The 25,658-nt window shown below is 70.7% G+C and carries 28 protein-coding genes; 4 read left to right on the top strand and 24 right to left on the bottom strand.

The genetic code is table 11. The features are described from left to right. Positions 1–27 precede the first annotated feature (27 nt). From DFP74_RS16005 to iolC, 5 genes are read right to left on the bottom strand one after another with little or no spacing between them, the layout of a single operon-like run. Complete coding sequence (locus DFP74_RS16005; protein ID WP_121182412.1) at positions 28–1,524, bottom strand: CoA-acylating methylmalonate-semialdehyde dehydrogenase; 1,497 nt, start codon at positions 1,522–1,524, stop codon at positions 28–30. Between the two features lie 26 nt (positions 1,525–1,550). Next, positions 1,551–3,461: a 3D-(3,5/4)-trihydroxycyclohexane-1,2-dione acylhydrolase (decyclizing) gene (gene iolD, locus DFP74_RS16000; RefSeq protein WP_121182411.1), complete on the bottom strand. Its 1,911-nt coding sequence runs from the start codon at positions 3,459–3,461 to the stop codon at positions 1,551–1,553. Next, positions 3,458–4,354, bottom strand: a complete 897-nt coding sequence (gene iolB, locus DFP74_RS15995; RefSeq protein WP_121182410.1) for a 5-deoxy-glucuronate isomerase — start codon at positions 4,352–4,354, stop codon at positions 3,458–3,460. Before iolB ends, iolD begins: the two co-directional genes overlap by 4 nt. After that, entirely contained in the window at positions 4,351–5,244 is an 894-nt protein-coding gene (locus DFP74_RS15990) for an aldolase (protein ID WP_121182409.1), read from the bottom strand. The genes iolB and DFP74_RS15990 overlap by 4 nt, the downstream gene beginning before the upstream one ends. Then, positions 5,234–6,166 carry a 5-dehydro-2-deoxygluconokinase gene (gene iolC, locus DFP74_RS15985; RefSeq protein WP_121188295.1) on the bottom strand — a complete coding sequence of 311 codons (933 nt, stop codon included), beginning with the start codon at positions 6,164–6,166 and terminating at the stop codon, positions 5,234–5,236. Before iolC ends, DFP74_RS15990 begins: the two co-directional genes overlap by 11 nt. Positions 6,167–6,433: 267 nt before the next feature. On the opposite strand from iolC, the gene DFP74_RS15980 reads away from it, so the two are divergent. Beyond that, positions 6,434–7,504, top strand: a complete 1,071-nt coding sequence (locus DFP74_RS15980; RefSeq protein WP_233570998.1) for a LacI family DNA-binding transcriptional regulator — start codon at positions 6,434–6,436, stop codon at positions 7,502–7,504. Between the two features lie 2 nt (positions 7,505–7,506). Here DFP74_RS15980 and DFP74_RS15975 read toward each other — a convergent pair whose 3' ends face one another. Beyond that, entirely contained in the window at positions 7,507–8,511 is a 1,005-nt protein-coding gene (locus DFP74_RS15975; protein WP_121188294.1) for a Gfo/Idh/MocA family oxidoreductase, read from the bottom strand. 200 nt (positions 8,512–8,711) lie between these two features. Here DFP74_RS15975 and DFP74_RS15970 point away from each other — a divergent pair, with 200 nt between their 5' ends. Both DFP74_RS15970 and DFP74_RS15965 read left to right on the top strand, forming a co-directional pair. Then, positions 8,712–9,452, top strand: a complete 741-nt coding sequence (locus DFP74_RS15970) for a GntR family transcriptional regulator (protein ID WP_233570997.1) — start codon at positions 8,712–8,714, stop codon at positions 9,450–9,452. Between the two features lie 138 nt (positions 9,453–9,590). Next, complete coding sequence (locus tag DFP74_RS15965) at positions 9,591–10,187, top strand: Uma2 family endonuclease (RefSeq protein WP_121182406.1); 597 nt, start codon at positions 9,591–9,593, stop codon at positions 10,185–10,187. 209 nt (positions 10,188–10,396) lie between these two features. Here DFP74_RS15965 and DFP74_RS15960 read toward each other — a convergent pair whose 3' ends face one another. From DFP74_RS15960 to DFP74_RS15940, 5 genes are all read right to left on the bottom strand, one after another. Continuing rightward, complete coding sequence (locus DFP74_RS15960; RefSeq protein ID WP_121182405.1) at positions 10,397–11,371, bottom strand: ROK family glucokinase; 975 nt, start codon at positions 11,369–11,371, stop codon at positions 10,397–10,399. 135 nt (positions 11,372–11,506) lie between these two features. Next, positions 11,507–12,844 carry a phosphoglucosamine mutase gene (gene glmM / locus DFP74_RS15955; RefSeq protein WP_121182404.1) on the bottom strand — a complete coding sequence of 446 codons (1,338 nt, stop codon included), beginning with the start codon at positions 12,842–12,844 and terminating at the stop codon, positions 11,507–11,509. A 161-nt stretch (positions 12,845–13,005) separates the two neighbouring features. After that, entirely contained in the window at positions 13,006–13,515 is a 510-nt protein-coding gene (gene rpsI, locus DFP74_RS15950; RefSeq protein ID WP_121182403.1) for a 30S ribosomal protein S9, read from the bottom strand. 36 nt (positions 13,516–13,551) lie between these two features. After that, the gene (rplM, locus tag DFP74_RS15945) at positions 13,552–14,001 is read right to left on the bottom strand and encodes a 50S ribosomal protein L13 (protein WP_053616342.1); all 450 of its coding nucleotides are present in this window, start codon (positions 13,999–14,001) and stop codon (positions 13,552–13,554) included. Positions 14,002–15,305: 1,304 nt separating this feature from the next. Next, the gene (locus DFP74_RS15940; protein ID WP_147453874.1) at positions 15,306–15,857 is read right to left on the bottom strand and encodes a hypothetical protein; all 552 of its coding nucleotides are present in this window, start codon (positions 15,855–15,857) and stop codon (positions 15,306–15,308) included. Positions 15,858–15,866: 9 nt separating this feature from the next. On the opposite strand from DFP74_RS15940, the gene DFP74_RS15935 reads away from it, so the two are divergent. Next, the gene (locus DFP74_RS15935; protein ID WP_233570996.1) at positions 15,867–16,847 is read left to right on the top strand and encodes a hypothetical protein; all 981 of its coding nucleotides are present in this window, start codon (positions 15,867–15,869) and stop codon (positions 16,845–16,847) included. A gap of 70 nt (positions 16,848–16,917) precedes the next feature. Here DFP74_RS15935 and truA read toward each other — a convergent pair whose 3' ends face one another. The 13 genes from truA to rpmD all read right to left on the bottom strand — a co-directional run bounded on the left by truA (position 16,918) and on the right by rpmD (position 25,658). Further along, a complete protein-coding gene (gene truA, locus DFP74_RS15930; RefSeq protein ID WP_121182401.1) occupies positions 16,918–17,763 on the bottom strand; it encodes a tRNA pseudouridine(38-40) synthase TruA in 846 nt (281 codons plus the stop codon). A gap of 108 nt (positions 17,764–17,871) precedes the next feature. Beyond that, entirely contained in the window at positions 17,872–18,381 is a 510-nt protein-coding gene (gene rplQ, locus DFP74_RS15925) for a 50S ribosomal protein L17 (protein WP_121182400.1), read from the bottom strand. Positions 18,382–18,448: 67 nt separating this feature from the next. Beyond that, positions 18,449–19,471 (bottom strand): DNA-directed RNA polymerase subunit alpha, encoded by a 1,023-nt coding sequence (locus DFP74_RS15920; RefSeq protein WP_121182399.1) that lies wholly within the window; start codon positions 19,469–19,471, stop codon positions 18,449–18,451. Positions 19,472–19,653: 182 nt separating this feature from the next. Next, positions 19,654–20,058, bottom strand: coding sequence for a 30S ribosomal protein S11 (gene rpsK / locus DFP74_RS15915; RefSeq protein ID WP_053616319.1), 405 nt, complete (start codon positions 20,056–20,058; stop codon positions 19,654–19,656). 66 nt (positions 20,059–20,124) lie between these two features. Then, positions 20,125–20,505 carry a 30S ribosomal protein S13 gene (gene rpsM, locus DFP74_RS15910; protein ID WP_053616318.1) on the bottom strand — a complete coding sequence of 127 codons (381 nt, stop codon included), beginning with the start codon at positions 20,503–20,505 and terminating at the stop codon, positions 20,125–20,127. Between the two features lie 211 nt (positions 20,506–20,716). Further along, positions 20,717–20,830, bottom strand: a complete 114-nt coding sequence (rpmJ, locus tag DFP74_RS15905) for a 50S ribosomal protein L36 (protein ID WP_013156136.1) — start codon at positions 20,828–20,830, stop codon at positions 20,717–20,719. 55 nt (positions 20,831–20,885) lie between these two features. Beyond that, complete coding sequence (gene infA / locus DFP74_RS15900) at positions 20,886–21,107, bottom strand: translation initiation factor IF-1 (protein WP_017578623.1); 222 nt, start codon at positions 21,105–21,107, stop codon at positions 20,886–20,888. Between the two features lie 277 nt (positions 21,108–21,384). After that, positions 21,385–21,840: a DUF1707 domain-containing protein gene (locus tag DFP74_RS15895; RefSeq protein WP_121182398.1), complete on the bottom strand. Its 456-nt coding sequence runs from the start codon at positions 21,838–21,840 to the stop codon at positions 21,385–21,387. A 69-nt stretch (positions 21,841–21,909) separates the two neighbouring features. Next, the gene (map, locus tag DFP74_RS15890; RefSeq protein ID WP_121182397.1) at positions 21,910–22,734 is read right to left on the bottom strand and encodes a type I methionyl aminopeptidase; all 825 of its coding nucleotides are present in this window, start codon (positions 22,732–22,734) and stop codon (positions 21,910–21,912) included. Further along, a complete protein-coding gene (locus DFP74_RS15885) occupies positions 22,734–23,399 on the bottom strand; it encodes an adenylate kinase (RefSeq protein WP_199725669.1) in 666 nt (221 codons plus the stop codon). The genes map and DFP74_RS15885 overlap by 1 nt, the downstream gene beginning before the upstream one ends. After that, positions 23,400–24,728: a preprotein translocase subunit SecY gene (gene secY, locus DFP74_RS15880; RefSeq protein WP_121182395.1), complete on the bottom strand. Its 1,329-nt coding sequence runs from the start codon at positions 24,726–24,728 to the stop codon at positions 23,400–23,402. 283 nt (positions 24,729–25,011) lie between these two features. Next, positions 25,012–25,476: a 50S ribosomal protein L15 gene (gene rplO, locus DFP74_RS15875; protein ID WP_121182394.1), complete on the bottom strand. Its 465-nt coding sequence runs from the start codon at positions 25,474–25,476 to the stop codon at positions 25,012–25,014. Continuing rightward, positions 25,473–25,658: a 50S ribosomal protein L30 gene (gene rpmD, locus DFP74_RS15870; protein WP_121182393.1), complete on the bottom strand. Its 186-nt coding sequence runs from the start codon at positions 25,656–25,658 to the stop codon at positions 25,473–25,475. The genes rplO and rpmD overlap by 4 nt, the downstream gene beginning before the upstream one ends.

The raw sequence follows: 25,658 nt of genomic DNA, 5'->3' as shown, positions 1-25,658 counted from the left end.
TCGTTTCGGGGAGTACGTGCGGCCGTGTCAGCCGTGGGACGGAAAGTTGAAGGCGGCCTCGACCGAGCGGTCGACGTGCGGCCACCGGCTGGTGACGACCTTGGCGCGGGTGTAGAACTGCACGCCCTCGGGGCCGTGGATGTGGTGGCCGCCGAACAGGGAGTTCTTCCACCCGCCGAAGGAGTAGTGCGACATGGGCACGGGGATCGGCACGTTGACGCCGATCATCCCGACGGTGACCCCGCGCTGGAAGCGGCGCGCGGCCTCCCCGTCGCTGGTGAAGATGGCGGTGCCGTTGCCGTACGGGTTGGCGTTGACGATCCCGATCGCCTCGTCGAGGTCGGCCGCGCGGACCACGACCAGCAGCGGGCCGAAGACCTCCTGCCGGTACACGTCCATGTCCGCGGTGACCCTGTCCAGCAGCGACGGGCCGACGAAGAAGCCCTCCTCGTGCCCGTCCACCTTGAGGTCTCGGCCGTCGACGACCACGACGGCGCCCTGCTCCTCGCCGGAGGACACGAACGAGGCGACGCGGTCGCGGGCCTGGGCGGAGATGACCGGGCCCATGTCGTTGGCGCTGTCCTGGCCGGGGCCGACGCTGATCGCCTCGGCCTTGGCCGCGAGCACCGGCACCAGGGCGTCGGCGGCCTCGCCCACGGCGACGGTCGCGGAGATGGCCATGCAGCGCTGTCCGGCGGAGCCGAACGCGGCGGCGGTCAGGTGGTTCGCGGCGAACTCCAGGTCGGCGTCGGGCAGGACCACCGCGTGGTTCTTGGCTCCGCCGAGGGCCTGGACGCGCTTGCCGGACGCGGTGGCGCGCTCGTGCACGTACTGGGCGATGGGCGTGGAGCCGACGAACGAGACCGCCTCGATCCCCGGGTGGTCGAGGATGCCGTCGACCGCGGCCTTGTCGCCGTGCACGACGTTGAACACGCCGTCGGGCAGTCCGGCGTCGGCGTACAGCGCGGCCACGAAGTTCGACACCGAGGGGTCGCGTTCGCTGGGCTTGAGGACGAAGGTGTTGCCGCAGGCGATCGCGATCGGGTGCATCCACAGCGGCACCATGATCGGGAAGTTGAACGGGGTGATGCCGGCGACCACGCCCAGCGGCTGGCGGAAGTCGAAGGTGTCGATCCCAGTGGAGATCTGGTCGGAGTAGCCGCCCTTGAGGGCGCTGATGATGCCGCACGCGTACTCGACGACCTCGCGGCCGCGGACGATCTCCCCCTTGGCGTCGTCGATCACCTTGCCGTGCTCGGCGGCGATGATCCGCGCCATCTCGTCCTCGTGCCTGGCCAGGAGCTCGCGCAGCGAGAACAGCACGCGGGTGCGCTTGGTCAGGGAGGAGTCGCCCCAGCTCTCGAAGGCCTTGGCGGCGGCCGCGACCGCGGCGTCGACGTCGGCCCGCTCGGCGAGCAGGACGTCGGCCTGCCGCTGACCGGTGGCCGGGTTCCACACCGGTGCGGTGCGGGTCGAGGCCCCGGAGGTCGCGGCCCCGTCGATCCAGTGCTGCACGGTCTTCACTGTCGTTTCCTTCTTCCGGGAGGGCGTCACAGGTAGTGGCGCTGTCCCTGCTGGTGGGAGTGGTAGGTCCGGTACGCGTCGCGGGTGCTGTCCAACTCCGACACCTGGCTGACGGGCACGTCCCACCAGGCGCTGCCGGGCGGGTTGGGACCCTCCAGGTCGGTCTCGATGTGCACGACCGTGGTGGTCTCGGCCGCCTTGGCCTCGGCCAGGGCCGCGCGGAACTCCTTGATCCCGTCGGCGCGGATGACGCGGGCGCCCAGGCTCGCGGCGTTGGCCGCCAGGTCGACGGGCAGGACGGGCCCGTCGAGCCGGCCGCTGCCGGGGTCGCGGTAGCGGTACTTCGTTCCGAAGCGCTGGGAGCCGAGCGACTCCGACAGGGATCCGATCGAGGCGAAGCCGTGGTTCTGGACGACGACGATGATGACCTTCAGGCCCTCGGAGACCATGGTCACGATCTCCTGGGCCATCATCAGGTAGGAGCCGTCGCCGACCAGCACGACCACTTCACGGGAGGGGTCGGCCATCTTGACGCCGGTCCCGGCGGCCACCTCGTAGCCCATGCAGGAGTAGGCGTACTCCACGTGGTAGGCCTTGGGGTCCCGCGCCCGCCACAGCATCTGCAGGTCGCCGGGCATGCTCCCGGCCGCGTTGATGACCACGTCGCGGTCGCCGAGGACGTCGTTGAGCGCTCCGAGCACGGCCGTCTGGGCCGGCAGCGGGCCGTGGTCCACCGCGTAGCAGGCGTCGGTGGTCCGCGCCCACTCCTCGGCCAGCTCCCGGGTGCGGGCCCGGTGGCCGGCCGCGACCTCCCAGCCGTCCAGTTCCCGGCCCAGCGCCTCCAGGCCCGTGCGGGCGTCGCAGACCAGTTGGGAGGCCGCGTGCTTGGCGGCGTCCAGCCGGGCCACGTTCAGGTTGACGAACGTGACGTCCGGATCGGCGAAGACGGTGTGGCTGGCGGTGGTGAAGTCGCTGTAGCGGGTGCCGACCCCGATCACCACGTCGGCCTCTCGGGCCAGTTCGTTCGCGCTCCTGGCGCCGGTGGACCCGATGCCGCCGACCGCGCGGTCGTGGTCCCAGGGCAGCGCGCCCTTGCCGGCGTGGGTGTCGGCGACCGGGATGCCGGTGGCCTCGGCGAACGCGCGCAGCGCGCTCTCGGCCTCGGAGTAGACCACGCCGCCGCCCGCGACCAGCAGGGGCCGCTCGGCCATGCGGATCACCGAGGCGGCGCGGGCCAGCGCGTCCGGTTCCGGGAGCGGGCGGCCGATGTGCCACACGCGCTTGCGGAAGAACGCCGTCGGCCAGTCGTAGGCCTCGGCCTGCACGTCCTGGGGCAGGCAGAGGGTGACCGCGCCGGTCTCGACGGGGTCGGTCAGCACCCGCATGGCCGCCTGGGCGGCCGGGATGAGCTGCTCGGGCCGGGTGACCCGGTCGAAGTACTTGGACACCGGCCGGAACACGTCGTTGACGGTGACGTCGCCGCCGCGGGTGTCCTCCAGTTGCTGGAGCACCGGGTCCGGGTAGCGGGTGGTGAACATGTCGCTGGGCAGCAGCAGGACCGGGATCCGGTTGGTGGTGGCCAGCGCCGCGCCGGTCACCATGTTCGTGGACCCGGGGCCGGTGGAGGCGGAGCAGGCGAAGGTCTGCAGCCGGTTGCGGGTCCTGGCGAACCCGACCGCGGTGTGGACCATCCCCTGTTCGTTGCGGGCCAGGTAGTAGGGCAGGTCCGCCTCACCGGTCCGGTCGGCCTGGAGCAGCGCCTGGCCCAGGCCGGCGACGTTGCCGTGCCCGAAGATGCCCCACACGCCGGGGACGAACCGCTGCTCGACACCGTCGCGCTCGCTGTACTGCGCGGCGAGGAACCGGACCAGGGCCTGGGCCGTGGTGAGGCGGACGGTCGCGGCGCCGGAGTCGGTGGAGTCGGTGGAGTCGCTCATCGTGCCCGGTTCCCCTTCTCTTCGGTCGAGGTGAGCGGCAGGCGGTGGTCGGTCACCTGGTCGGCCCAGGTCCGGCGCACCCAGCCGTGCGCCGGGTCGTCGCAGATCCTCCACGCCCGCTCCGGGCCGGGGCCCGCCATGACGTTGAGGTAGTAGAGGTCGTAGCCGGGCGCGGCCATCGACGGGCCGTGCCAGCCGTGCGGGATGAGGACGGCGTCCTCGGAGCGCACCTCGGCGAAGACGTCGATGGGGCGCTCCTCGGTGCCGTAGACCCGCTGGTAGCCGATGCCGGGGCCCTCCGGTCCCCCGGCGACCTCGAAGTAGTAGATCTCCTCCAGCTCGCACTCGGACGCGGTCGCCTCGTCGTGCTTGTGCGGTGGGTAGGAGGACCAGTTCGAGCCGGGGGTGAGGACCTCGCAGGCGATGAGCCGGTCGGCGTCCAGGGTGCCGGGGGTGCAGAAGTTGTTCACCTGGCGGCTGGACTGGCCCGCGCCGCGCAGTTCGACCGGGACGTCCTCGGCGGGGCAGTAGCGCGGCTCCAGGCGCCGCTCGCAGCGCGCCGAGGGGAGCGCGAACCGGCCACCGGACCCGCTGGAGACGACGGCGCGGGCGTCGCGCGGCAGGTAGACGAAGTCGGTGACGCGGGAGAAGACCGACCGCCGCCCCGTCACGGCGAACTCGTGCCCGTCGACCGTCACCGAGCAGCCGCCGTCGAGCGGCAGGACGAGGGTCTCGGCGTCGCCGGTGGCGATCTCACGGGCCTGGCCGGGCGCCAGTTCCAGGACCCGCAGGCCGGAGTAGCCCCACCCGGCCGTCTCGGGGGTGATGACGGTACGGAAGGGCGGGGCGGCGGTGCTCCCCGCCGGCAGGTGGTACTTGTCGTTCGAATTCACAGCAACCCCACAGCGGTGTCGACGGCGGCCACGACGTCGTCGTCGGCCGGGTACAGCAGGGACCGGCCCACGGTCAGGCCGATGACGTTGGGCAGTTTGAGCGCCTCGCCCCACCGGGCGAACGCGGCGTCGGGATCCTTCGACACCTCGCCGCCCAGCAGCACGGTCGGAAGGGTGGAGGTGGCCATGACCCGCTCCATCTCGTCGACCACCGGGAGCTTGAGCCAGGTGTAGGCCGAGGTGTTGCCGAGCCCGGAGGCGATGGCCATGGAGCGCGCGACCGAGTCCGGGGACAGGTCGTTGCGGATCACGCCCTCGGTGCGGCCGGAGATGAACGGTTCGACCATGGCGGTGACACGGGCGGCGTTCAGCTCGTTCACCGCCCGGGCGCAGCTCTCCAGGGTGGGCACCGTGCGGTCGTCGTCGTAGTCCAGGCGGAGGAGCATCTTGCCGCCCTCGAAGCCCATGCGGGCGATCCCGGCGGCGTCGTAGCCGGTGAACCGGTCGTCGATCTCCCAGGCGGCGCCCGCGAGGCCGCCGCGGTTCATCGAGCCGAAGACCGACTTGCCGTCCAGCACACCCGAGCCGTCGGGCTCGCGGAGCAGCAGCAGGTCCTCCAGGATGTCCGCGGTCGCCAGCACGCCGGTGACCCCGGGCCGGGCCAGCGCGACGCGCAGCCGGTCCAGCAGGTCGGCGCGGTCGGCCATGGCCATCGGGCGGCTGCCCGACCGCAGGGCGCCGCGCGCCGGGTGGTCGGCGGCGACGATCATCGCCTTGCCGCTCGGGCCCACCGGGGAGGAGGGGCGCACCCGCCCGGCCGCGGCCTCGGCGATCGCGCCCGGGTTGTGCAGCCGGGTCTCGACGATGGAACGGAACGCGTCAACCGACATGGGCGGCCTCCCCCAGCTTGGCCTCGACCTCGACCGAGGTGGGCATGGCGTCCGAGCAGGAGAGCCGGGAGGCGACGATGGCGCCCGCCGCGTTGGCGAAGCGCATGACGCGCTCGGTGTCCCATCCGCTGAGCAGTCCGTGGCAGAGCGCGCCGCCGAAGGCGTCGCCCGCGCCGAGGCCGTTGACGACCTCGACCGGGACGGGAGGGACCCGTACCGCTCCGGTGCCGTCGACGGCGAGCACGCCCTCGGGGCCCTGCTTGACGACGGCGAGGTCGATCCCGGCGCCGCGGCCCGCGTCGGCCGCGGCCCGGGGGTCGCGGACACCGACGGCGGTCTCCCACTCGTCGAGGTTGCCCGCGGCGACCGTGGCGTACGGGAGCGCCTCGGCGACCCAGTGCCGGGCCTCCTCGCGGGAGGACCAGAACATCGGCCGGTAGTCGAGGTCGATGATGGTGATGCCGTTGCGGCCCCGGGCCCTGAGCGCCTCCAGGGTGGCGGTGCGGCTCGGCTCCTGGCACAGGCCGGTGACGGTCACCCAGAACACGTCCGCGGCGGTGATGGAGTCCAGGTCCAACTCGTCGGCGCGCACCTGGAGGTCGGGGGCGCTCGGGTCGCGGCCGTAGAAGTACAGGGGGAAGTCGTCCGGCGGGTGGATCTCGCAGAAGGTGACGGGGGTGGGCAGGCCGGCGACCGGCGCGACGTAGCGGTCGTCCACGCCGAAGCCGCGCAGGGCCTGATGGACGAAGGCACCGAAAGGGTCGTCGCCGGTGCGGGTCACGACCGCCGACCGGCGCCCGTGCCGCGCCGCCGCGACGGCGACGTTGGTGGGGCTGCCGCCGAGGAACTTGCCGAAGGAGCGCACCGCGTCCAGGCCGACCCCGATCTGTTCGGGGTAGACGTCGACGCCGACGCGGCCCATGGTGACGACCTCGAAGGGCGCGTCGGGGCTACGGTTCGCACTGCCGTTCACTGGTACCTCCGTAGGTAGCGCTGCACCGGTAGTTCTCTTCCTTGCTTCGATCGGGGCCTCCGACGGGGCCGGAGGCCGTACCTGGCGAGTCCCACGGAATGACTAGTGCGCTCTACTGGAGCGCTCTAGTATGAGACAGAGTGATCCACGACACATCGTGTGTCAACCACTTCCCTCCGGTTCCGGTGGAAGAGGGCAGGAACGTGAGGAGACAGCGTGAAGGGTCGAGACGGGCGCGCCGACGGCGCACAGGAGCCCGCGGGACCGGCGCCGAACGGCGGCAGGCGACCGACGATGGAGGACGTCGCCGCCCGGGTGGGCGTCTCGCGCGCCCTGGTCTCCGTGGTGTTCCGCGGCGCCCCGGGCGCCAGCGCCGGCACCCGTGAGCGCGTGCTGGCCGCAGCCGCGGAGATCGGCTACCGGCCGGACCTGGCCGCGCGCACCCTGGCGAGCGCCCGAAGCCGCGTACTCGGCGTCATGCTCACCGTGCACAACACCTTCCACGCCGACCTGGTGGAGGCGATGTACACCGAGGCCGAGGAGGTCGGCTACGACCTCGTGCTGTCGGCGCACGCGCCCACCCGGCACTCGGAGAAGGCGGTCGGCGCCCTCCTGGGCCACCGCTGCGACGCCCTGGTCCTGCTGGGCCCCGAGACCACCGCGCGCTTCCTGGAGGACCTGGTCGAGCGGGTGCCCGTGGTCGCTGTCGGACGCCGCTTCCCCGGCATCCCGGTCGACGTCGTCACCACGGCCGAGGGCCCGGCCGTACGCCAGGCACTGGACCACCTCCGGGATCTGGGCCACCGCGACATCACCCACCTGGACGGCGGAGGTGGCGCCGGGTCGGCCGAGCGCAGGCGCGCCTACCGGGACTGGATGCGCCGCAACGGCCTGGCCGACCACGTGCGGGTGCTGCCGGGCGACCACACCGAGGCGTCGGGCGCCGAGGCCGCACGGCGACTGCTCGCCGAGGGACACGTCCCCACCGCGCTGTTCGCGAGCAACGACCGCTCCGCGATCGGCTTCCTGGACGCGATCACCCGCGCGGGCGTCCGCGTGCCACAGGACATCTCCCTGATCGGCTTCGACGACATCCCGTTGGCCGGGCTCTCGCACATCCAGCTGACGACCGTCCGCCAGGACTCCGTCGGGCTGGCCCGCGAGGCCGTGCGCCTGGCCATCGAGCGCCTGGAGAAGGCCTCCCTGCCGGCCCGGTCGAGCGTGCTGGAGCCGGCTCTGGTCGTGCGCGGCACCACGGCCGCGCCCCGCGCCGACGTCGGCGACTGAACTCACGGCCGGACCTCCTCGACCAGGACCGCACGGCCCTCGCGGCGCGAGCGGTCGGCCGCGTCGGCCACCAGGACCGCCTCCAGGGCGTCGGCGACCGTGCACGGACTGGGACCGCCGTCGCGGACGGCCCCGAGGAACGCGGCGATCTCGGCCTCGTAGGCGGGCCGGAACCGGGACCAGAACTCCTGCCAGGGATTCTGGGAGGGGAAGGCCACCCCGGGTTCGGCCGAGCGCACCGGCGCGCGCTCGTCCAGGCCGACCGCGATGGTCCCGGCCGTTCCGGCCAGCTCCATCCGCACGTCGTAGCCGCCGCCGTTGTAGCGGGACCCCTGGACGGTGGCGAGCGTCCCGTCGCTCAGGCGCAGCACGGCCGCCGTGGTGTCCACGTCGCCGGCCTCGGCGAAGTACGGCGCGCCCCGGTTGGCGCCGTAGGCGTGGACCTCCACGACCTCCGTGCCGGTGACCCAGCGCAGGATGTCGAAGTCGTGCACGTGGCAGTCCCGGAAGATGCCGCCCGAGGTGGGGACGTAGCCGGCGGGCGGTGGAGCGGCGTCACAGGTCACGGCGTGGACGCGGTGCAGGGTGCCCAGTTCGCCGTCGGCCAGGGCCTGGCGGGCCCGTGTGTATCCGGCGTCGAAGCGGCGCATGAACCCGATGTGCACGAGCGCCTCGCGCTTGTCGACCTCCCGCAGGACCTCGACGGTCTCGGCGACGGTCGGCGCGACCGGCTTCTCGCAGAAGACCGGCGTCCCGGCCCGCACGCCGGCGAGGATGAGGTCGGCGTGCGCGCTCGTAGCCGCGGTCACGACGAGCGCGTCGACGGCGGCGGGGTGCAGCAGGTCCTGGATGGACCCGGCCACATGGGCCCCGACGCGGCCCGCGACCTCACGGGCGCGGCCACTGTCGACGTCGGCCAGGACGAGCTCGTCGACCTCGGGCCGCCGGGCGATCGCCGCCGCGTGCGACTCGCCGATGCGACCGGTGCCCACCAGTCCTACTCGCATGCCCACCCCGTTCGGTGTCCTGGATCTCGGGTGGCTGTTCCGTAGGTCACAGCCAGGGCTCCATGTTCACCCAGGTGAAACGTGCCTGTCAATACTTTGTCTAGACATATGCACGTATGGACTTCAAGACAAGTGGGCATCCTTACACTGATGGAGGAGGGAACCGCCCCTCCGGCCCCCGAGACGAACGGAAACCACCCGTGACCCCGACCCCGCTGTCGATCGCGATCGATCGCAACAGCCCCGTGCCCCTGTACTTCCAGGTCGCGCAGGAGCTCGAACGGCGCATCACGACCGGGGAGATCGCCGTCGGCACCCGGCTGGAGAACGAGCTGCTGCTCGCCGAGCGGCTCGGTCTCTCGCGCCCCACGCTGCGCCGCTCCATCGAGTACCTGGTCGACCGCGGCCTCCTGGTGCGCAAACGCGGCGTGGGCACGCAGGTCGTCATGCCGCGGGTCCGCCGCCCGCTCCAGCTCTCCAGCCTCTACGACGACCTGACCCGCGCCGGGGAGCATCCACGCACCGAGGTGCTGCGCCTGGCCGTGGAGGCACCGCCGGACGCGATCGCCACGTCACTGGAGGTCGCACCGGACACCGAGGTCTACGTCATCGAACGGCTGCGCTACACCCGCGACGAGCCGCTCGCGCTCATGCACAACTACGTCCCCGTGGGACTGGTCCGCCTCGACGAGGAGACCCTCGTCCACCAGGGCCTCTACCAGCTGCTGCGCGCCGCGGGCGTCTCCCTCAAGATCGCCTCCCAGAGCATCGGGGCGCGCAACGCCACGGCGGCCGAGGCCCGTGTGCTCGACGAGTCGCGCGGCGCGCCGCTGCTGACGATGGACCGCACCGTCTACGACGACGTCGGCACGGTGGTCGAGGTGGGCACGCACGTCTACCGCGCCTCGCGCTACTCCTTCGAGCTCACCCTGACGGACTGACCGGTCCCCGTTTCGGTTCGCTCCTTCGTTGCGCCCTCGCGCATCCGCGACACCGTGTGGTCACCCAGCGCTACCTTTCTGTCATGAACAAGAGCAGCGGTATTAGAGTGGGCTCAGGAATCGACCCGGGAGGATTCGATGACCGCCGAGCCGCTCCCCGACTGGTTCACGCCGCCGCCCGGCGGCTGGACCGCTGACGACATGGACAACCTCCCTCCGGGAGCACCCCGGATGGAACTCATCGACGGAGCGCTCGTCTTGCTGTCCCCCCAGACCAAGTTCCATGCCAAGGTCATCGTCCATCTGCTCTATGAGTTGATGGAGGCAGCGCCGGACGACATCGACATCATCCACGAGATGACCATGAAGTTGGGCAAGCACCAACGTCCCGAGCCCGACCTCATCGTCTACCGAGTCCGTGAGGAGGACGAAACGGGGACCGACTGGCGGGATGACACCCACATACCCCCGGAAGACGTGCTCCTGGCCATCGAGATCGTGTCCGAGGAGTCCCAGGACCGCGTCCGGACCACCAAGCCCCTCAAGTACGCCCAGGCGGGCATCCCGCACTTCTGGCGGATCGAGCGCGAGGACCACGGACCGGCGATCCACGTCTACGAACTCGACGGGACGCGGGACCCGAGGTACGTCCCGACCACCATCGCCCGTGAGCGCCTCAAGCTCGACGTCCCGTTCCCCGTCGACATCGACGTCAAGGCCCTGAGCCGGCGGTAGTACGACACAGCGGCGCGGCGGGCCCCCGGCCCGCCGCGCCGCCCCGTGTCCGGCCGCGAGGCCGATCAGCCCTGGTCCCCATGTCAAGACATGCTCACAAAAGTTCTTCGACACTTACGTCTCGGGCACACGTCGTCCGTGCACCCGGGCAGAGCACGAGGGGGAGCGCGGCCGTGCCGCGCTCCCCCTCGTGTATCCCAAGGCCCGTTCTAGAACGCTTCCCTCGCGAGGGCGGCGGCACCGATGAGCCCCGCCTCGTTGCCGAGCCGAGCCGCCGCCACGCGCGCGGTCGGCCGGTAGCCGCGCCCGGTCAGATTGCGCTCGAACGCCGACCTGGCCGGACCAAGCAGCAGCTCACCCGCCTCCGAGACACCCCCGCCGATGATGAACAGCTCCGGGTCGAAGGCGGCCGCCAGGTTCGCCAGCCCCGTGCCCAGCCACGCCCCGACGTCCTCCAGCAGCTCGACGCACGCCCGGTCGCCCTTGCTCGCCAGCTCACTGACCAGCGGCCCGGTGATCAGGCGGGTGTCCCCGCCCACGGCCTGGTGGAGCACCCTGGCCACCGGCGACTCGGCCCGCACCAGCTCCTTGGCCTCGCGCGTGACGGCGTTGCCGCTGGCGTACTGCTCCCAGCAGCCCCGGTTGCCGCACTCGCACCGGCGGCCGCCCGGCACCACCGTCATGTGCCCGAACTCACCGGCCAGGCCGTAGCGCCCGCGGTGCAGGCGTCCGCCCAACACCACCGCGCCACCGATCCCGGTCCCCAGGTTCACCACCACGACGTTGTCCACGCCCTGCCCCGCGCCGACCCAGACCTCCGCCCAGGCCGAGGCGTTCGCGTCGTTCTCCACGACCACCGGCAGCCCCAGCCGCTCGGTCAGGGTGTCGCGCAGCGGCTCCCGGCGCCAGGACAGGTGCGGTGCGAACAGGACGTTCGCGCGCTGCTCGTCGACGAACCCCGCGGCGCCGACCCCCACGGCACGCACCTCGTACTCGCGACGCAGTTCCTGGACGACCTCGGCGATCGTTGTCTCGACCACCGCCGGGCTCTTGCTCCGGTCCGGGGTCTCCGTGCGGATGCGGGCCAGCACCCGTCCGTCGGGCGTGACCACTCCCCCGGCCACCTTCGTCCCGCCGATGTCCACGCCGATGGTCAGCTCACCCGCGTGCCGTGCGTCCGTCATCGTGACCGCTCCACTCCGCCGATCCCCTTGTCCTCCGAAGAAACCGGGCCTGCGTGCCTGCTCCGGCCCCCGGACGGCACAACGCGCGCCCGGGCCTGCTTCTGCCCGAGCGCGCGTTGTGCCGTGAGCCGATCGTCAGGCCAGAGCCGAGCGCACCACGGCCGCCAGTCGCTCGGCCACCGCCTGCGCCTGCTCCTGCTCCGCGGCCTCGACCATCACACGGACCTTGGGCTCGGTTCCGCTCGGGCGGATGAGCACCCGGCCGGTCTCGCCGAGCTCGGCCTCGGCGGCGCTCACGGCCTCCGCCAGCTCCGTGCTCTCCTTGACCTTGGAGCGGTCCACGTCCGGCACGTTGATGAGCACCTGCGGCAGACGCGTCATCACCTTGGCCAGCTCGGCCAGGCCCTGCCCGCGCCGGGCCATCGCGCCGAGCAGGTGCAGGCCGGTCAGGACGCCGTCGCCGGTGGTGGCGTGGTCCAGCAGGATCACGTGGCCGGACTGCTCGCCGCCCAGGCCGAAGCCGCCGTTCTTCATGGCCTCCAGCACGTACCGGTCGCCGACCGCGGTCTCGACCACGCGGATGCCCTCGCGGCCCATGGCGAGTTTCAGGCCCAGGTTGGACATGACCGTGACCACGAGGGTGTCCTCGACCAGCCGGCCCTCGTCCTTGGCCTCCGTGGCCAGGATGCCGAGGATCTGGTCGCCGTCGACCACACCGCCCTCGGCGTCCACGGCCAGGCAGCGGTCGGCGTCGCCGTCGTTGGCCAGGCCCGCGTCCGCCCCGTGCGTGCGCACGGCCTTCTGGAGGCGCTCCAGGTGGGTGGAGCCGCAGCCCTCGTTGATGTTGTAGCCGTCGGGCTCGTCGCCGATGGCCACGACCTCGGCTCCGGCGCGCCGCAGGGCCTCGGGGGCCACCCGCGTGGCGGCGCCGTTGGCGCAGTCCACCACGACCTTGAGGCCCTGGAGGCTGTGCGGCAGCGAGGCCAGGATGTGCTCGACGTAACGGTCGCCGCCGTCCGAGGAGTCGGTGACCCGGCCGACCCGGTCCCCGACCACCGGGCTCACGGGCACGCCGAGCATGCCCTCGATCTCCTCCTCCAGGGCGTCCTCGAGCTTCTGGCCGCCGCGGGCGAAGAACTTGATCCCGTTGTCGGGAGCGGGGTTGTGGCTCGCCGAGAGCATGACGCCGAAGTCGGCGTCCAGCTCGCCTGTGAGGAAGGCCACGGCCGGCGTGGGCAGCACGCCCACCCGGACGACGTCGACGCCGGTGCTCGCCAGACCGGCGACCACGGCGGCCTCCAGGAACTCACCCGACGCACGAGGGTCCCGCCCGACGACGGCCAGCGGCCGACGATCACCGGTCTCGCGCGCCAGTACGCGCGCAGCCGCGATGGACAGATCCAGAGCGAGCGTTGCGGTCAGGTCCTGACCGGCGACACCGCGGACACCATCTGTTCCGAACAGCCGAGCCACAGGCGACAGCCCCTTTCGAGAACGGCGCCGCGTCCGGCGCCGGTGGAGAACAACGTGGCGGAAGGCGCCACGGGAAAACAAGAACGCCCGTACGCCGCCCCCTGTGGACAGGAGCGACGTACGGGCGGAAACTCAGCCGAGCGAGCGCCGGCGCATGAGCACTAGCGCTTGGAGAACTGAGGAGCCTTGCGCGCCTTCTTGAGACCGGCCTTCTTCCGCTCCACCTCACGGGAGTCGCGGGTCAGGAAACCGGCCTTCTTCAGGGTCGGGCGGTTGTTCTCCGGGTCCAGGGACGCCAGCGCACGGGCGATGCCGTGACGCAGCGCGCCGGCCTGGCCGCTGGTGCCGCCGCCGTCAAGGCGGGCGAAGACGTCGTAGGCGCCGTCGAACCCGAGAGAGACGAGCGGGTCCTTGATGGTCTGCTGGTGGACCTTGTCCGGGAAGTAGACCTCGAGCGGCTTGCCGTTGACCTTCCACTCACCGGAACCGGGAGCGATGCGGACGCGGGCGACGGCCTCCTTGCGGCGGCCGGTACCGGCGCTGGGGCCGGACGCGGTGGGAACGTAGGCGGCGACCGTCTCGTCGGACTCGCTGGTGTACTCGGAGGGGAACTCCTCCGGGTTGTCAGCGACTTCCTGGGTGACGTCTTCGATGCCGGTGGGCTCGGACACGGTTATCCTCGTGCTTCCTGTAAGTCTCGCGAACGCCTAGGCGGGCTGCTCGATCTTCCTGATTTCGAACGGAACCGGCTGCTGGGCCTGGTGCGGGTGCTCCGGACCGGCGTACACCTTGAGCTTCTTGCCCATCTGGCGGCCGAGGGAGCCCTTGGGCAGCATCCCCTTGACAGCCTTCTCGATGGCGCGCTCCGGGTTCTTCTCCAGCAGGTCGGCATATGCGACCGAACGCAGACCGCCCGGGTAGCCGGAGTGACGGTAGGCCCGCTTCTGCTCCAGCTTGTTACCGGTGAGCGCGACCTTGTCGGCGTTCACGACGATCACGAAGTCGCCGGTGTCGATGTGGGGCGCGTAGTAGGGCTTGTGCTTGCCCCGGAGAAGCGTGGCAACCTGGCTCGCCATACGCCCGAGCACGAGATCGGTAGCGTCGACAACGTGCCACTGACGCTGGACATCGCTAGGTTTGGGGCTGTATGTGCGCACGATCGTTTGCCTTCGCTCTTCAGTCGGCTGCCCCATCCCATGGGCGGGATGGAGGACTCGTATTACGAAACACTCCCGCGGGTTTGCGGGGCGTTACTTGGCCGGATGCCCATGCCAATCAGGACGACCCGGAGGTGAGTGCGCAGACGATGGTGCGTGGATCGGCGCCCGAACAGTCCGGGGCCCACGGCAACTCAACGCACAACAACGGAATATCCTACCTGGCCACCGCAGCGCAGGTCAAAGCCAGCGGCGGGGTAGACCGGCAGGACCACGCTCGGCGGGGAAAGCGCCGGCACGGGGTCACATCCGTGACCTCTCCGCCTTTTATTATGCCTGTCGCCGAGAGTGCTTCGTCCTGTCCGCGCTCGGGCGTTGGCTACTCTTGCACCGAAAGGCCGGTCTCCGCCCAGCACCAAGAGCCCTGACACGAACCTTGGAGACACCCGTCACGGTCGCTTCGGCACCCGGAACAGGCAGCTTATCCGCGCCGACGGGACGGTGCCACGGACACCACGGCGCGGATCTGGTCACGGACCCGGCTCCGCCGCGGTCCAGCCCCACATCCTCCAGAGCCCTCGGAGACTCCCATCAGCACGTATCCGAACCCGCCCCAGCACGGTCCCGACGGTCACCCCACCGGCCCGGAGAGCGGTGACGGCCAGGACCTCCTCGGATCAGCGCCAGGCTCTTCCGAGGGCCAGGATTCCACATCGGGGCCCAGACCCGCACACGACGCGCCCGTTCCCCCGCAGCCGCCCGCGAGCCCCTACGCCACCCCCGCCCCGGGCCAGGAACCGTACGCGCCCGGACAGCCGCCCTTCGGCGCTCCCGGGACCCAGAACCCCCCGCCGGGCCAGGGCGGCATGCCCACCGGGGCACAGCAGCCGTTCACGACGCAGGGCCAGGGCCTCCCCCCGGGGAACCGGCCCGGCACGCCTTCCGGGCCCCAGCAGCCGCCCACGGCCCAGGGACCACACGGGCCCCAGGGACACCAGGCAGGCGCGCCCGGCCAGCCGCCCTTCGCGGCCCCCGGCCCCCAGCCGGGCATGCCCACCGGCGCTCAGCCGCCCTTCGGCGCCCAGGGACCCCAGCCCGGCCACGGCGGCGCGCCGTCGGGGGCCCAGCAGCCGTTCAACGCCCAGGGACCCCGAGGGCACCAGACCGGCGCTCCCGGTCAGCCGCCCTTCGGCGCCCCGGGACCCCAGCCCGGCCAGGGCAGGCCCACCGGCGGCCAGCAGGCGTTCGACGCCCAGGGACCGCACGCCCCCCAGGGGCCCCAGCCCGGCTCCGGCGGTGCACCGTCAGGGGCACAGCAGCCGCCCGGTATCCAGGGGCACCAGGCCGGCGCTCCCGGGCCGAGCCCGCAGCCCGGCCAGGGCATGCCCACGGGCGCTCAGCAGCCGTTCGGTGCTCAGGGGCCCCAGGGGCCTCAGCCCACCCACGGCGGTGCGCCCTCGGGGGCGCAGCAGCCGTTCGGCGCCCCGGGACCACAGCCGGGCACCCCGGGCCAGCCGCCCTTCGGACACCCCGGAGCGCAGGGCCCCGCGCCCGTCCAGGGCGGCATGCCCACGGGCGGCCAGCGGGCGTTCGACGCACACGGACACCAGGCAGGCGCTCCCGGGCCAGGCCAGACCGGTCAGGGCGGCATGCCCACGGGCGGCCAACCGCCGTTCGGCGCCCCCGGCCCCCACGGACCGCAGGGGCCCCAGCCCGGCGCACAGCCGCCCTTCGGGCCTCCCGGAACCCAGGGGCCCCGGCCCGGCGCCCTGCCCTCCGGACCTCAGCAACCGGCCCTGCCCGGGCCGCAGCCCCCCGGCGCGCCCCCGACCGGCGGCCAGGCCGCGATGGGGCACCAGCCGCCCATGCCTCCCGCCCCGGGCGCGCCGCCGAACGGACCCGTCCCGATCGCCTCCCCCTATCCCCCGGCCGGCGCGCCCGGCACGGGGCAGCCCTCGTCGGGGCCCGAGCCGGTGTTCCCGGCCGACGCCTTGGGCGCCACGGAGAGCATCCACGCCGTTCCGCCCGCGCCCGGCCGGGGCGCTGAACGCCCGCTGTACCGGGACGAGCTCCCCGCCGACTCCGGCGCGGACACCGCCCAGTTCGACGTCGCCGCCGTCGGCGACTACGACTCCTACGACGACTACGCGGGCTATGACGACTACGACGACGAGCCGCCCCGAGACGGCAACCGCAACCGCGTCCTGGTCATCGCGGGCTTCGTGGTCCTGCTCGTGATCGCGGCCGGCGGGGCCTTCTTCCTCGCCAGCGGCGGCATCGGCGGGGACGATGCCGCCGACGCCGCGTCGGTCGCCGACGAGGCCGACGACCCCGGCGCCCTCACCACCGGCGCCCTCTTCCCGGAGACCGTCGACATCGAGGGCCAGGGCACCTTCACCCGCGTCGTCGAGAACGACACCGAGGACTGCGCCGAGGGCACCCACGGCGGCTACGGCGAGGTCCTGACCGGCAACGACTGCCGCCAACTCGTCCGCGCCACCTACGTCAGCGAGGACGAGAACCACGCCGTCACCGTGGGCGTCGCCGCGATGCCCACCGACGCCGAGGCCACGGCCGCGATGGACGCGCAGGACCTGGTCGCCGCCGAGTGGTTCGCCGGCCTGCCCGACGAGGAGGGCACCCCCGCCGAGCGCCTGGGCTATTCCGGCGGGCACGGCAGCAGCGGCCAGTGGGGCCGCTACGTCCTGTTCTCCCTGGCCGCCAACAGCGACGGCACCGACGAGGAGTCCGAGGACGGCGAGAGCGACGACGCCGCGCTCCTGCGCGACATCGGCGAGGGCTTCCTGGACGAGGCCTTCACCCGGCTCGCCGAGGACCGCGCCTGACCCTCACCCGCACGCGCGAAGGGGGCGTACCGGCCACGGCCGGTACGCCCCCACGTTCGTTCCCCCCACGTCATCCCGTGTGCCCCGGGCAGGGCAGCTCCCGGACGCGGCGCGTGGCCCGCGCCCGCTCGGCCATCTCCTCGGCGGCCGGGAAGCGCACCTCCTCCAGGCTCAGCCCCTGCGGGCCGACCACATGGACCGACGAGTCGCGCACAGCGGCGCCGAGGACCTCTCCCGGCCACTCCGGGCCGCGCCGACCGTCCCCGACCGCCAGCAGCGCTCCCACGAGCGCACGGACCATGTTGTGGCAGAAGGCGTCCGCCTGGATCGTGCCGTGCACGAGATGGGTGTCCACCCGCTCCCACTCCAGGCGCAGCAGCTCCCGGATGGTCGTAGCGCCCTCGCGCTTCTTGCAGAAGGCCGCGAAGTCGTGTTCGCCCGTCAGCCGCGCCGCCGCCTCGTTCATCCGGTCCACGTCCACCGGGTTGCGGTGCCACAGCACGTCCCGGCGCAGCAGCGGGTCGACCCCGTACGGGGCGTCGCTCACCCGGTACAGGTAGCGCCGGAACAGGGGTGAGAAGCGCGCGTCGAACCCCGGCGGCGCCACCCGCGCACCGGTCACCCGCACGTCCCTGGGCAGCACCCCGGCCAGCCGGCGCAGCACCGCCTCCCCCTCGCGCTCCCAGGCCGCCTCCGGGACGTCGGCGTGCGCCGCCTGCCCCCGGGCGTGCACTCCCGCGTCGGTGCGCCCCGAGCACGTCAGCGCCACCTCCGGCAGCCGCAGCACCTTCGCCAGCCCCGACTCCAGCTCCCCCTGCACCGTGCGCCGCGTCGGCTGCCGCGCCCAGCCGGAGAAGTCCGTGCCGTCGTAGGCGATGTCCAGCCAGATCCGGACCGTCGTCTCGTTGTCGTCCATCGCACCCTCATCGCATGCCGGAAATGACGAGTGCCCGACCCCCCAGGGGATCGGGCACTCGGCGAGCGGTCCACGCCCGGGCTCTCGCCCGGACGCGTCAGGTCCGCCCTACTTGCTCTCGGAGTTCTCCTCGGCGGCCGCGGGGGCCTCCGTGGTCTCCTCGGCGGCCGCGGGGGCCTCCGTGGTCTCCTCGGCGGCGGCCTCGGGGGCCTCGGGGGCCTCCTCGGCGGGGACCGCGGACGGAGCGGCGGCGGGCACGTTCAGCGCCTCCACCAGCTCGATCACGGCCATCGGGGCGTTGTCGCCCTTGCGCGGACCGATCTTGGTGATACGCGTGTAGCCACCCGGACGGTTCTCGTAGCGCGGACCGATCTCCGTGAAGAGCTCGTGCACGACGGACTTGTCCGTGATCTTGGTCAGGACCTGACGACGGGCGTGCAGGTCACCGCGCTTGCCGAGCGTGATGAGCTTCTCGGCGTAGGGGCGAAGGCGCTTGGCCTTGGCCTCGGTGGTGCGAATGCGGCCGTGCTGGAACAGCGAGGTCGCGAGGTTCGCCAGGATGTGCCGCTCGTGAGCGGGCCCGGAACCCAGACGGGCGCCCTTGGTAGGCGTGGGCATGGTGTCGTTCTCCTAGTGATGCGATCCGCGGCCGCACTCGGCCGTGGACCATGGGCGACGAGGTCGGTTAGTACTGCTCCGTCTCGACGAAGGACTCACCCTCGTCATCCTCGGAGCCGTAGTTGTCGGCCGCCGTGCTGGGGTCGAATCCGGGCGGGGAGTCCTTCAGGGACAGGCCCATGTCGATGAGCTTCTGCTTGACCTCATCGATGGACTTGGCACCGAAGTTGCGGATGTCCAACAGATCCTGCTCGGAGCGGGCCACCAGCTCACCAACGCTGTGGATGCCCTCACGCTTGAGGCAGTTGTAGGACCGGACCGTCAGGTTGAGGTCCTCGATCGGCAGCGCCAGGTCCGCCGCGAGCGCGGCGTCCGTCGGCGACGGGCCCATGTCGATGCCCTCGGCGTCGACGTTGAGCTCTCGCGCCAGACCGAACAGCTCGACCAGGGTCTTGCCCGCGCTGGCCACGGCGTCACGGGGACGAATGGCCGGCTTGGTCTCGATGTCGACGATCAGGCGGTCGAAGTCGGTGCGCTGCTCGACACGGGTGGCCTCGACCTTGTAGGTCACACGCAGCACCGGCGAGTAGATCGAGTCGATCGGGATCCGACCGATCTCCTGGCCCTGCTGCTTGTTCTGCGTCGCCGAGACGTAACCGCGGCCGCGCTCGACCGTCAGCTCCATCTCCAGCTTGCCCTTGCCGTTCAGCGTGGCGATGTGCAGCTCGGGGTTGTGCACCTCGACACCGGCCGGCGGAGCGATGTCCGCCGCGGTCACCACGCCGGGGCCCTGCTTGCGCAGGTACATCAGCACGGGCTCGTCGTGCTCGGAGCTGACGACCAGGCCCTTGAGGTTGAGGATCATCTCGGTGACGTCCTCCTTGACCCCGGGCACGGTGGTGAACTCGTGCTCGACGCCCTCGATGCGGATGCTGGTCACAGCCGCACCGGGGATGGAGGACAGCAGGGTACGCCGAAGCGAGTTACCGATGGTGTAGCCGAAACCCGGTTCCAGCGGCTCGATGACAAACCTCGAGCGCAGGTCCGAGATGACTTCCTCGGCGAGCGTGGGACGCTGTGCGATCAACATGGTCCGTGACTTCCCTTCCACATGGCCGCCCGCTATTTGACGGCCACCGGATGGACACCGCCGGATCGGCGATGCCCTCTACTCGGATTCCTACCCCGCCCGCGCGGGTCCCAGCCGGGACCGCGCGGAGCTAGCGCGACGTGGCACCCGCGTGGTAGGAGACGCGGGCACCCGCTGCCGAATCAGACGCGGCGGCGCTTCGGCGGACGGCAGCCGTTGTGCGGCACCGGGGTGACGTCCTGGATGGAGCCCACCTCGAGGCCGGTCGCCTGCAGCGAACGGATGGCGGTCTCCCGACCGGAACCCGGGCCCTTGACGAAGACGTCCACCTTGCGGACGCCGTGCTCCTGCGCGCGGCGGGCAGCGGCCTCGGCGGCCATCTGCGCGGCGTAGGGGGTCGACTTACGCGAACCCTTGAAGCCGACCTGTCCGGAGCTGGCCCACGCGATCACGGCACCCGTGGGGTCCGTGATGCTCACAATCGTGTTGTTGAACGTGCTCTTGATGTGAGCGTGTCCGTGGACAATGTTCTTCTTTTCCTTGCGACGCACCTTGCGCGCGGCACCCTGACGGCCCTTAGGCGGCATTAGCGAAACTCCCAGAGATCATCGGTCCGTTGACGGTTCTCGGACGCGGTGGACAGTCCGAGCGGACTACTTCTTACCGGCCTTCTTCTTACCGGCCACGGTCTTCTTCTTGCCCTTGCGGGTACGCGCGTTGGTCTGCGTGCGCTGACCGCGGACCGGAAGGCCGCGGCGGTGGCGGATGCCCTGGTAGCTGCCGATCTCCATCTTGCGACGGATGTCGGCCTGGACCTCGCGGCGCAGGTCACCCTCGACCTGGTAGTTCGCCTCGATCCACTCGCGGAGCTTGACCAGGTCCTCTTCGGCCAGCTGGTAGACGCGGGTATTCCCGTCGACACCGGTGTTCGCCAGGGTCTCGAGCGCGCGCGTGCGCCCGACCCCGAAAACGTACGTGAGAGCGATCTCCACCCGCTTGTCGCGGGGAAGGTCAACGCCGGCAATACGTGCCATGTGGGCGAGACTCCATCCATGCTGTGCGGAGGTCTGACCCGTTCCACCCTCCCGTCGCCCAATCGACGAGGCCCCGGCCTCCGACCGGGGGTTGTTCCCGGGCCTCCGCGGCCCCGGAATCGGAACAGGTATTCGTTCTTTCAAGCCCGTCGGGGATGGGACCCCTCCGGGTAACTCGCTGGGCGGAAGCCGCGGACAGCGAACCGGGGAACTAGCCCTGGCGCTGCTTGTGGCGCGGGTCCGAGCAAATGACCATGATCCGGCCGTTACGGCGGATCACGCGGCACTTCGCGCAGATCTTCTTCACGCTCGGCTTGACCTTCATCGGTGACTCCGAACTCATCACATCACTCATCACGGGACCGGACGGCCCGTGACGGCTACTTGTAGCGGTAAACGATGCGCCCGCGCGTGAGGTCGTACGGGCTCAGCTCCACGACGACACGGTCGTCGGGGAGAATACGGATGTAGTTCATCCGCATCTTGCCGCTGATGTGGGCAAGGACCGTGTGCTTGTTGTCGAGCTCTACCTTGAACATAGCGTTGGGTAGCGACTCGACAACGGAACCCTCGATCTCGATGGCGCCGTCTTTCTTCGCCATGTCCTCCACGCCTCGCTCGTCGATTGGTTGATCAGGACGACCCGACGCGACTCCAGCGATCCCGCACGACGCGACGGCCCCGACGACGTCGGACCGAGCCGGATGTCGTCGAAGCCAGGACACACTGGAAGATCAGGTCAACTGCAAGAGCATACGTCACTAGGACGTGGCACAGAGATGGCAGACTGACCCAACGGCCCGCGTATGGGCAGTGCCAGTCTATCCCCTCCGCGGAAGTACTCATTACCACGCCGGAGGGGGCGGATGGGGACCGTGCTCAGCGCAGGGCCTTCGGCGCGGCGAGAACGCCCAGGGTCACCAGGCCCATGAGGATTCCCCACGGTCCCAGGACCCACAGGAACCACGGATAGCCGTAGCCGGTGGTGAGGAACACGATGAGCCAGATCACGAAGCACAGGACGTTGACCCCGACGTAGAGCGCCCACGGCACCATCAGCGCCGGGTCCCGCATGGTGAGCCGCGGTCCAGGCGGGCCGTCCTCACCCGGGGCCGACTTCACGCCGGCGCCCTGGATCTCGGCCAGGTCGCGCTCCGGGAGGTCCTTGGTGACGAGTTCGAGCTCGTCGACCGTCCGGGCCTTGTAGGTGCTGCTGAGCCGGTCGGTGAACTCCTCGTGGTCCAACCGCCCCTGGGCGAAGTGCTCCTGGAGGAGTTGCGCGACACGGTCGCGTTCTGAGTCGGACGTGCGTATCGACGGCACCGGGTCGGACATTGCGCGCACCTCGCATCTTCGACCGTTCGTGGTGGCGTCCTGCGCGCTCGGCGCGTAGGGCCGGCTCCGCTACCAGGTCGGCTGAACGAAACCCATCTGTGTGATTTTATCGCGGTCGGACTCGCGCGCCGTCAACACGAGCGGGCCCTGCGCGGTGATGGCCACGGAGTGCTCGAAGTGAGCGGCCCGTCCGCCGTCACGCGTCACCACGGTCCAACCGTCGTCCAGTTCGACGACGTCCTGCTTGCCAAGCGTGGTCATCGGCTCGATCGCCAGGCACATGCCCTCGACCAGCCGGATCCCCTTGCCCCGCTTGCCGTAGTTGAGCACGTGCGGGTCCATGTGCATCTCGGTGCCGATGCCGTGGCCACCGTACTCGCGCACGTTGCCGTACCCGCCGTGCTCGGAGATGTGGCCGCCGATCGCGTGTCCGATGTCACCCAGGCGTCCGCCCGGGCGCATCTGCGCGATCCCCTGCCACATCGACTCCTCGCAGGTCTCCATCATCGCCAGGTCCTCGGGACGGCCCTGCCCGACCGCGACGGTGATCGCCGAGTCGCCGTGCCAGCCGTCCAGGATCGCCCCGCAGTCGACGGAGATGATGTCGCCCTCGGCCAGCACGCGCTCGGCGCTGGGGATGCCGTGGACGACCTCCTCGTTGACCGAGGCGCAGATGGACCCGGGGAAGCCGTGGTAGCCCTTGAAGGACGGCACGGCGCCCGCGTCGCGGATGACCTTCTCCGCGATCGAGTCGAGTTCGAGGGTGGACACCCCGGGCCGCACCGCGGCCCGGAGGGTGTCCAGGGCGCGGGCCACGATCTGACCCGCCGCCCTCATCTTGGCGATCTGTTCCGGCGTCTTGATCTGCACGTCCGGCTCCGACTTCCGAAACATCAGACGCCGGTCCCGTCGGCCTTCTCCGCGATGGCGGCCTTGGCCCTGGCCGTGACGTCCTCCACGGCGCCCGTGGCCGCGATGGTGGCCAGGAGCCCCTGGCGCTCGTAGAACTCCACCAGCGGGGCGGTCTGCTCGCGGTAGACCTTCAGGCGGTGCCTGATGGTCTCCTCGCGGTCGTCCTCCCGCTGGTAGAGCCGTGCGCCGTCGTCGTCGCACTCGCCCGCCGTCGCGGGGGCGTCGTACTCGACGTGGTAGACGCGGCCGCACTCCGGGCAGGAGCGGCGCCCGGACAGGCGCTTGACGACCTCGTCCTCGTCGACCCTCAGCTCCAGGACGACGTCCAGACGCCCTTCGAGGTCGGCGAGCATCCCGTTGAGGGTCTCGGCCTGGGCGACGTTGCGCGGGAACCCGTCGAGCAGGAACCCGTTGGTCGCGTCGTCCTTGGCCAGGCGGTCCTTGACCATGGCGTTCGTGACCTCGTCGGGGACGAGGTCGCCACGGTCCATGAACTCCTTGGCCTTCTTGCCGAGCTCCGTACCACCGCTGACGTTGGCCCGGAAGATGTCACCAGTGGACACCTTCGGGATCGACAGCTCCGACGCGAGGATCTGGGCCTGGGTGCCCTTGCCGGCCCCAGGCGGCCCCACCAATACTGCACGCATTTATCGCAGAAAACCTTCGTAGTTCCTCTGCTGGAGGTGACTCTCGATCTGCTTCACCGTGTCCAGCCCGACACCGACCATGATCAGGAGGCTCGTTCCTTGCATCGCGACGCCCATACCGGCGCCGCCGGCGCCGCTGGCACCGAGAGCGACCATCGGAAGGAGCGCGATCACACCCAGGTAGATCGAACCGGGCGTCGTGAGCCGATTCAGCACGTAGCTGAGGTACTCGGCGGTGGGACGCCCAGGTCGGATACCCGGGATGAACCCACCGTACTTCTTCATGTTGTCGGAGACCTCATCGGGGTTGAAGGTAATCGACACGTAGAAGAACGCGAACCCGACGATCATGAGGAAGAAGGTGACCATGTACACCGGGTGGATGCCGGTGCCGGTACTGAAGTAGGTCTGGATGAAGGTGACCACCGGGTTGGTGGACTCCTGTCCCATCAGACCCACGACCAGCTGCGGGAGGTACAGCAGCGAGGAGGCGAAGATGACGGGAATGATGCCCGCCTGGTTGACCTTGAGGGGGATGTAGGTGGAGCTGCCCCCGTACATCCTGCGGCCCACCATGCGCTTGGCGTACTGCACCGGGATACGGCGCTGCGCCTGCTCCATGAAGACCACCGCGGTGATGAGCACCAGGGCGGCGATGCAGATGATGGTGAAGACCCAGATCGAGCGTTCCTGGTACAGGCCCATGATCATGGCGGGGAAGCTCGCGATGACCGTGGTGAAGATGAGCAGCGACATGCCGTTGCCGACGCCGCGCTCGGTGATCAGCTCACCGAACCACATGATGACGGCGGTACCGCCGGTCATGACGACCACGATCGTGACCAGGGTGAGGATGTCCTGGTTGGGCATGTAGGTGCTGACCGGGATGGCGCCCTGGAACAGAGCGCCCGTCCTGGCCATGGCGACGATGCTGGTCGACTGCAGGACCGCGAGCATCAGCGTCAGGTAGCGGGTGTACTGGGTGATCTTGGTCTGGCCGGACTGGCCCTCCTTCTTGAGGGCCTCCAGCCGCGGGATCACCACAGTGAGGAGGTTGATGATGATGCTCGCGGTGATGTAGGGCATGACCCCGAGCGCGAACACCGCCAGTTGGAGTAGCGCGCCGCCGCTGAAGAGGTTCACCAGCGCATACACCCCGGACTCGTCCGCCGCGGTGATGGCTTCCATCTGGTCCCGGATGGCCGCGGAGTCGATCCCCGGCGCGGGGATCACCGCCCCCAGACGGAACAGCGTCAGGATGAACAGTGTGAACAGCAGCTTGTTGCGCAGGTCGGGCGTGCGGAATGCACGAACGAACGCACCTAGCACGTCTCCTCCTGCGCGGCTTCGGCGGCGGAACGGGTTCCAGACATCGCGGCCGATCCTGAATCGTCGTAGAACGTCAGCACGGGGCGATTGCCCAGTGCTCGGAAGTTTTCACTTTACGTCAAGCGGGGAGCTCAAACAGAAGGCACTGTAACAGCCATCACGCCGGTCGTGCGTATGTGAGCCATAACGATCATTGCTCACAATGCGCGAGGGCGCCCGCCGGCTGGTCGTTCTCGGACCTGCCGGGCGGACGCCCTCGGCTACTCATCGCGGGGATGATCCCCTACAGCTCGGTGATGGAGCCACCGGCGGCTTCGATCTTCTCCTTCGCCGTTGCGGAGAACGCGTTCACGCTCACCTGCACGGCGACGGTGATCTCACCGGTACCCAGCACCTTGACGAGCTCGTTCTTGCGAACGGCGCCCTTGGCGACCAGGCCCTCGACGGTGACCTCGCCACCCTCGGGGTACAGCTCGGCGAGCCGGTCCAGGTTGACGACCTGGTAGTGCTTCTTGAAGCGCGCGTTGCTGAAGCCCTTGAGCTTCGGCACCCGGCGGATGAGGGGCATCTGCCCGCCCTCGAAACCGGGACGCACGGTGTTACGAGCCTTCGTGCCCTTGGTGCCACGACCGGCGGTCTTGCCCTTGGACGCCTCGCCACGGCCCTTGCGGACCTTGGACTTGTTGGAGCCAGGAGCGGGCCGCAGGTGGTGCAGCTTGAGCAGCTCGTCGGGGTTGTAGTCGCTCATCCGGCAACCTCCTCGACGGACACGAGGTGCGAGACGATCGTGATCTGGCCACGAACCTCGGGACGGTCCTCACGGACGGTGGACTTGCCGATCCGGCCCAGACCGAGGGACTGGAGAGCAGCGTGCTGCTTCTCCTTGCCGCCGATCTTGGAGCGGGTCTGCGTGATCTTGAGCTTGGCCAT

Source organism: Nocardiopsis sp. Huas11, from assembly GCF_003634495.1.
Taxonomy (GTDB): Bacteria; Actinomycetota; Actinomycetes; order Streptosporangiales; family Streptosporangiaceae; genus Nocardiopsis.
The sequence above is the reverse complement of the archived record's forward strand: the minus strand, read 5'-3'. Positions and strand labels throughout refer to the sequence as shown.

What these genes read in the sequence shown, in the direction of transcription:
- iolD (WP_121182411.1), bottom strand. Translation starts at nt 3,461, where the DNA reads ATGAGCGACTCCACCGACTCCACCGACTCCGGCGCCGCGACCGTCCGC.
- DFP74_RS15990 (WP_121182409.1), bottom strand. Translation starts at nt 5,244, where the DNA reads ATGTCGGTTGACGCGTTCCGTTCCATCGTCGAGACCCGGCTGCACAAC.
- iolC (WP_121188295.1), bottom strand. Translation starts at nt 6,166, where the DNA reads ATGGGCCGCGTCGGCGTCGACGTCTACCCCGAACAGATCGGGGTCGGC.
- DFP74_RS15975 (WP_121188294.1), bottom strand. Translation starts at nt 8,511, where the DNA reads ATGCGAGTAGGACTGGTGGGCACCGGTCGCATCGGCGAGTCGCACGCG.
- DFP74_RS15965 (WP_121182406.1), top strand. Translation starts at nt 9,591, where the DNA reads ATGACCGCCGAGCCGCTCCCCGACTGGTTCACGCCGCCGCCCGGCGGC.
- DFP74_RS15960 (WP_121182405.1), bottom strand. Translation starts at nt 11,371, where the DNA reads ATGACGGACGCACGGCACGCGGGTGAGCTGACCATCGGCGTGGACATC.
- DFP74_RS15935 (WP_233570996.1), top strand. Translation starts at nt 15,867, where the DNA reads ATGCCTCCCGCCCCGGGCGCGCCGCCGAACGGACCCGTCCCGATCGCC.
- truA (WP_121182401.1), bottom strand. Translation starts at nt 17,763, where the DNA reads ATGGACGACAACGAGACGACGGTCCGGATCTGGCTGGACATCGCCTAC.
- rplQ (WP_121182400.1), bottom strand. Translation starts at nt 18,381, where the DNA reads ATGCCCACGCCTACCAAGGGCGCCCGTCTGGGTTCCGGGCCCGCTCAC.
- DFP74_RS15920 (WP_121182399.1), bottom strand. Translation starts at nt 19,471, where the DNA reads ATGTTGATCGCACAGCGTCCCACGCTCGCCGAGGAAGTCATCTCGGAC.
- rpsK (WP_053616319.1), bottom strand. Translation starts at nt 20,058, where the DNA reads ATGCCGCCTAAGGGCCGTCAGGGTGCCGCGCGCAAGGTGCGTCGCAAG.
- rpsM (WP_053616318.1), bottom strand. Translation starts at nt 20,505, where the DNA reads ATGGCACGTATTGCCGGCGTTGACCTTCCCCGCGACAAGCGGGTGGAG.
- rpmJ (WP_013156136.1), bottom strand. Translation starts at nt 20,830, where the DNA reads ATGAAGGTCAAGCCGAGCGTGAAGAAGATCTGCGCGAAGTGCCGCGTG.
- infA (WP_017578623.1), bottom strand. Translation starts at nt 21,107, where the DNA reads ATGGCGAAGAAAGACGGCGCCATCGAGATCGAGGGTTCCGTTGTCGAG.
- DFP74_RS15895 (WP_121182398.1), bottom strand. Translation starts at nt 21,840, where the DNA reads ATGTCCGACCCGGTGCCGTCGATACGCACGTCCGACTCAGAACGCGAC.
- map (WP_121182397.1), bottom strand. Translation starts at nt 22,734, where the DNA reads ATGTTTCGGAAGTCGGAGCCGGACGTGCAGATCAAGACGCCGGAACAG.
- DFP74_RS15885 (WP_199725669.1), bottom strand. Translation starts at nt 23,399, where the DNA reads ATGCGTGCAGTATTGGTGGGGCCGCCTGGGGCCGGCAAGGGCACCCAG.
- rplO (WP_121182394.1), bottom strand. Translation starts at nt 25,476, where the DNA reads ATGAGCGACTACAACCCCGACGAGCTGCTCAAGCTGCACCACCTGCGG.
- rpmD (WP_121182393.1), bottom strand. Translation starts at nt 25,658, where the DNA reads ATGGCCAAGCTCAAGATCACGCAGACCCGCTCCAAGATCGGCGGCAAG.